At 74.0% G+C, this 4,768-nt stretch carries 5 protein-coding genes and 1 riboswitch; of the genes, 2 read left to right on the top strand and 3 right to left on the bottom strand.

Annotated elements, in window-relative coordinates; translation table 11 throughout:
* Positions 1–7: 7 nt before the first annotated feature.
* Positions 8–973, bottom strand: coding sequence for a glutamate ABC transporter substrate-binding protein (locus tag CQZ88_RS14375; RefSeq protein ID WP_006938197.1), 966 nt, complete (start codon positions 971–973; stop codon positions 8–10).
* A complete protein-coding gene (locus tag CQZ88_RS14370; RefSeq protein WP_006938198.1) occupies positions 970–2,331 on the bottom strand; it encodes a hypothetical protein in 1,362 nt (453 codons plus the stop codon). The genes CQZ88_RS14375 and CQZ88_RS14370 overlap by 4 nt, the downstream gene beginning before the upstream one ends.
* A 128-nt stretch (positions 2,332–2,459) precedes the next feature.
* Between CQZ88_RS14370 and CQZ88_RS14365 the strand changes: the two genes are divergently transcribed.
* Positions 2,460–3,311 carry an NUDIX hydrolase gene (locus tag CQZ88_RS14365; protein WP_006938212.1) on the top strand — a complete coding sequence of 284 codons (852 nt, stop codon included), beginning with the start codon at positions 2,460–2,462 and terminating at the stop codon, positions 3,309–3,311.
* Between the two features lie 64 nt (positions 3,312–3,375).
* Here the strand turns inward: CQZ88_RS14365 and thiE are convergent, their stop codons facing one another.
* On the bottom strand, positions 3,376–4,065 hold the full coding sequence (gene thiE / locus CQZ88_RS14360) for a thiamine phosphate synthase (RefSeq protein WP_006938213.1): 690 nt from the start codon (positions 4,063–4,065) through the stop codon (positions 3,376–3,378).
* Positions 4,066–4,091: 26 nt separating this feature from the next.
* Positions 4,092–4,204: riboswitch (TPP riboswitch) on the top strand.
* On the opposite strand from thiE, the gene CQZ88_RS31070 reads away from it, so the two are divergent.
* The coding region (locus CQZ88_RS31070) for an FAD-dependent oxidoreductase (RefSeq protein ID WP_258008602.1) at positions 4,204–4,768 on the top strand (565 nt) is incomplete at its 3' end. Its footprint overlaps the riboswitch before it by 1 nt.

Raw genomic sequence — 4,768 nt, 5'->3', positions numbered from 1 at the left:
CGGCCTCTCAGTCCACGTACGTCGGGGTCGGCGGCGCCGGGGCGGGTCCGAGGACGAGGAGCCAGCGGTTGTAGAGCTGCGTCCACGTCCCGTCGCGACGGATCCGCTCGAGGGTGCCGTTGACGAACCGCACCAGGTCCTCGCGGCCCTTGGCGATGCCGATGCCGTACGGCTCGCTGCCGATCGACGTCCCGACCAGCTCGAGGTACGGATCCTGCGAGGCGAGGCCGGCGAGGATCGTGTCGTCGGTGCTCACCGCGTCCACCTGACGCTGCTGCAGCACCACGAGGCAGTCCGCCCACGTCGGGACGGTGAGGATCGCCGCGGACGGCTGCAGCCGCCGGAGGCGGTCGAGCGACGTGGTTCCCTGCACGACACACACCCGCCGGCCCGCCAGGTCGGCGACGTCGCGGACGTCGGACCCCTTGACCACCAGGACGCGCTGCTGGGCCCGGAAGTAGACGGTGGAGAAGTCGACCCGTTCGCGGCGGGCACACGTGATCGTCATCGTCTTGGCGACGATGTCGACGGTGGAGTCCTGCAGGGCCTGCTCGCGGTCCGCGGAACTGAGGATCCGGAAGTCGAGCAGGTCCGGGCTGCCGAGCAGGTCCCGCGCGATCTCCCGCGCGACGTCCACGTCGAATCCGGTGATCCGCCCGGTCGCCGGATCCCGGAAGCTCATCAGGTTGCTGCCGGTGTCGAGCCCGACGACGAGCCGGCCGCGCGCCCGGATCGCGTCGAGGGTCGGTCCGGTCGTCGCGCCGTCGGGACGCAGACCGGCGGTGGGGTCGCCGCAGTCCGGTTCCGGGGGGACGGGCGCCGCACTGGGCGCGACGGTGGCGCGTTCCGGCAGGGGCGGCTCGGTGTAGGACGGGTCCGGGTCGGCGAGGATCTCCGGCGGTGAGGTCCCGCAGCCGCCCGTGAATGCGGCGACGGCGACGACCGTCGCGGCGACGAGACGACGCACGTTCACCGGTACTCCCGCAGGCGCGGCCACAGCCCGACGACGATGCCGAGCAGCGCCAGCCCCGTCAACGCCGTCGTGGCGGGGGCGAGCGCGGACAGGGTCTGCGCGGCGCGGTCCTCGTTGCCGCGCAGTTCGGCGCGGGCGAGGTCGATGCCGCGTTCGAGGGCGCGGTCGAGGGTGGCGAACTGGGCGACGGCCTCGTCGGGACCGGGACCGGTCGCGAGGATCGCGGCGGCCGGGAAGTCCCCGCGGTCGAGCGCGGCCTGCATGCGGTTGTGCGACGCCAGCCATGCGGTGCGTGCCTCGGCGGCACGCACGGCGGGATCGGTGACGATCTCCACCTCCTCGCCGGACGCATACCCGGCGAGCAGCTCGCCGAGCCGGGACATGCTCTGGTCGAACGTCGCGTCGTACTCGCCGGTGGCGTCGCGGCGCACGAGCTGCAGGGTCTCCGCGGTGCGTGCCTGCTGCGCGAGGATGCGGCTGTCGGTGAACACCCCGAGCGGTTCGGCCCCGTGCACGATCGCCCGCTCGGTCGCGCTCGACGAGATCAGTCCGGCCACGAGCAGCCAGCACAGCAGGATTCCCGTCGCCGCGATCGACAGCAGCAGACCGGGATTGAGGGTGCGACGGCTGATCCGGGAGATGATGACGTGCACCGCGGTGAGCGCGACGACCGTCACCAGCAGCAGACCGATCGACGTCCACGGTGGCTGCACCGACGCGCGCTGCGTCGACGAGACCGCCGAGACGCTCTGCGTGTACAGCTCCTGCGCCATCGGCAGCAGCGCCGACTGCATCAGGTTCGACGCCTCGCCGAGATAGGCGGCACCCACCGGGTTGCCGACGCGGTTGTTCGCCCGCGCCGTCTCGACCAGGCCCGTGTACACGGTGAGGCGTTCGGCGATGCCGGACAGCAGCCGGGTGCCCGCACGGTCGCCGGTGGGAATCCCGCCGGCGGCGGCGACGAGCTGGGCGGACGCCTCGCCGACGGCCTGGGCGTAGCGGTCGCGGACCTCCTTCGGCTCGATGCCGCCGGAGATGAAGCCGGTGGCGGCCGCCGCGTCCGCGACCGACAGTGCGCTGTAGAGATTCTGTGCGGCATCGGCGAGCGGTTCGGTGGTGGCGAGCAACCGATCGTGGGTGGCCTTGCGGCCGGTGACGGTCTGGCCCGCCGCGACCCCGGAGACGAGGAGGAGCACGGCGAGCAGCACACCGAGGGTGACGAGCTTGGCGGGGGTGGAGCGCAGCAGGTCGCGCACCTCGTCGGAGGGGCCGGCGTGGGCGGTCGCGGCGGCCGGCACGTCGTTACGCTGGAGGCGACTCCCCACCGCACCGAGCGTGGGGGTCACGCGCACGTCCACGAGAGCACCCCTTCCGATGTGGCACTGTGTGTGGCGAGCATATAAGCAGTAACGGGATGTTGTTGCCGTCCGAGGACGGTGGACGCCCGGCTCGCGGTCGGCGGCCGGGCGGCAGGGAGGCGGACGCGATGCGAGGTGACGGGGACGGCTGGGCCGTCGGACCCGACGGTGATCGCCGGTGGGGCAGATTCGGCGCGGCCGGACTGCTGCTGCGCGCGCCGCTGCCCGACGGCACGCCGGCCGTGTTGCTGCAGCACCGCGCGGCGTGGAGCCATCAGGGCGGCACGTGGGCGCTGCCCGGCGGCGCCCGCGACAGCGACGAGAGTCCCGTCGCCGCGGCCGTGCGGGAAGCGAACGAGGAGACCGGGATCGACCCGGCGGCGCTGAGCGTGCGCACCGAGCGGGTCACCTCCGGGGTGGCCGGGGGGTGGACGTACACGACGGTCGTCGCGGACACCCCGAGCCCGATGGAGACGACCCTCAACGGGGAGAGCACCGAACTGCGCTGGGTGCCGGAGGCCGACGTCGAGACCATGCCGCTGCACACCGGGTTCGCGGCGGCCTGGCCGGACCTGCGGACCCGTGCGGTGCGGATGCTGCTCGACACCGCCAACGTCCTCGGGTCGCGGCCGACGGGCTGGTGGCGTGACCGCCCGGGCGCCACCGCACGACTGCTCGCGGAGCTGGCGGAGGCGTTGCCCCGCACCGTCGAGCTGCCCGACGGGTGTTTCGGCTGGGTGAGCCGCATCGAAGCGGTCCTCGAGGGGCAGGCCCGCGCGGCGGTGATCCACGACGACCGGACCCCGGTGCACACCGCCGTCGGCAGCGGGGACGACGAGCTGGCCTCCCTGGCGACGGGCACGTCGGCCGTGCTGGACCAGGTGCTCACCGTGGTGGTGACGGCCGACCGGGGACTGCGCGCCCGGCTGCCCGGGGACGTGCCGACCCTGTCGCCGTCGACGGTCCTGGGCTGGCTCTAGCGGACTGCCGGCCGCGGGCCGGCTCCAGCGGACTGCCGGACGGCGGGCCGGCTCCAGCGGACGGTCAGCCGGGCAGCGCGGCTTTCAGCGCCGCCGCCGCGGCCCGCGGATTCGGTGCCGCGGTGATGGCCCGGACCACCGCGATGCGGGTGGCGCCGGCGGCGAGCACCTCGGGCAGCCGCTCGGCGTCGATGCCGCCGATCGCGAACCACGGCCGCTGCGGCTGCGACCGGGCCACCTCCCGCAGTACCTCGAGTCCCGCCGGGGTGCGCCCCGGCTTGGTGGGGGTGGACCACACCGGCCCGTGGGCGAAGTAGTCGACGCCCTCCTCGATGTCGGACAGGCTCGCCTGCGCGCGGCTGCCGGTGGACCGGCCGATCACGATCTCCTCGCCGAGGATCTGCCGGGCGTACCGCACCGGCAGGTCGCCCTGACCCAGGTGCAGGATGTCGGCGCCCGCGGCGAGCGCGATGTCGGCACGGTCGTTGACGGCCAGCAGCGCACCGTGCCGGCGGCACGCCGCCGCCAGCACCTCGAGTGCCGCGAGTTCCTCGCGGGCCTCGAGCGGGCCGAACTTCTTCTCGCCCGCCGAACCCTTGTCGCGGAGCTGGACGATGTCGACTCCGCCCGCGAGGGCCTCCTCCGCGAATCGGGCCAGGTCTCCGGTGTCGCGACGGGCGTCGGTGCACAGGTAGAGCCGGGCCTGCGCGAGGCGTTCCCGGGGGGCGGGATGGTTGCCGCGGTAGGTAGTCACGGCGAAGACGGTAGTCTCTGCACTGAACGAATCGACACGGGAGTCCCGGGGATCGCGGGGCTGAGAGGGGGCCTGCCGGCCCCGACCGTCAGCACCTGAACCGGATCATGCCGGCGCAGGGAGTGAGGTGGACGAACTGTGGGAACCGTATCCGTCGTCGGCGGAGGCGTGATCGGGCTGTCGATCGCGTGGCGCGCGGCCCGTGCCGGCTGGACCGTGACCGTGCACGACCCGTCCCCGGGGGCGGGGGCGTCGTGGGTGGCCGGCGGGATGCTGGCACCGTTGTCGGAGGGCTGGCCGGGGGAGGAACACGTCCTCGAACTGGGCGCGGCGTCGCTGGCCCGCTGGCCGGAGTTCGGCGCCGAGCTGTTGCGGGAGACCGGACTGGACCTGTTCACCGCCGACGCGTCGCTGACCGTCGCGCTGGACGCGGCCGACGCGGCCGATCTGCGCACGATCGCCGAGTGGGTCTCGGCTCAGGGGCACGAGATGCGCGTGCTCGGTCGCGCCGAGGTGCGCGAGCTCGAGCCGTCGCTGGGGCCGCGCATCCGCCTGGGCCTGCTGGCCCCGGACGAGCTGGCCGTGGACAACCGGATCCTCGTCGATGCGCTGCGGCGGGCCGTCGCCGAGGCCGGTGTGGCCTTCGTCGATGTGCCGGTGCGCGACGTCGCGGACCTGGACGCCGACCGGGTGGTGCTCGCGG

Origin of the sequence: Rhodococcus sp. ENV425 (assembly GCF_002887785.1) — a bacterium.
In the GTDB taxonomy this organism is placed as follows: Bacteria; Actinomycetota; Actinomycetes; order Mycobacteriales; family Mycobacteriaceae; genus Rhodococcus; species Rhodococcus aetherivorans.
The sequence above is the reverse complement of the archived record's forward strand: the minus strand, read 5'-3'. Positions and strand labels throughout refer to the sequence as shown.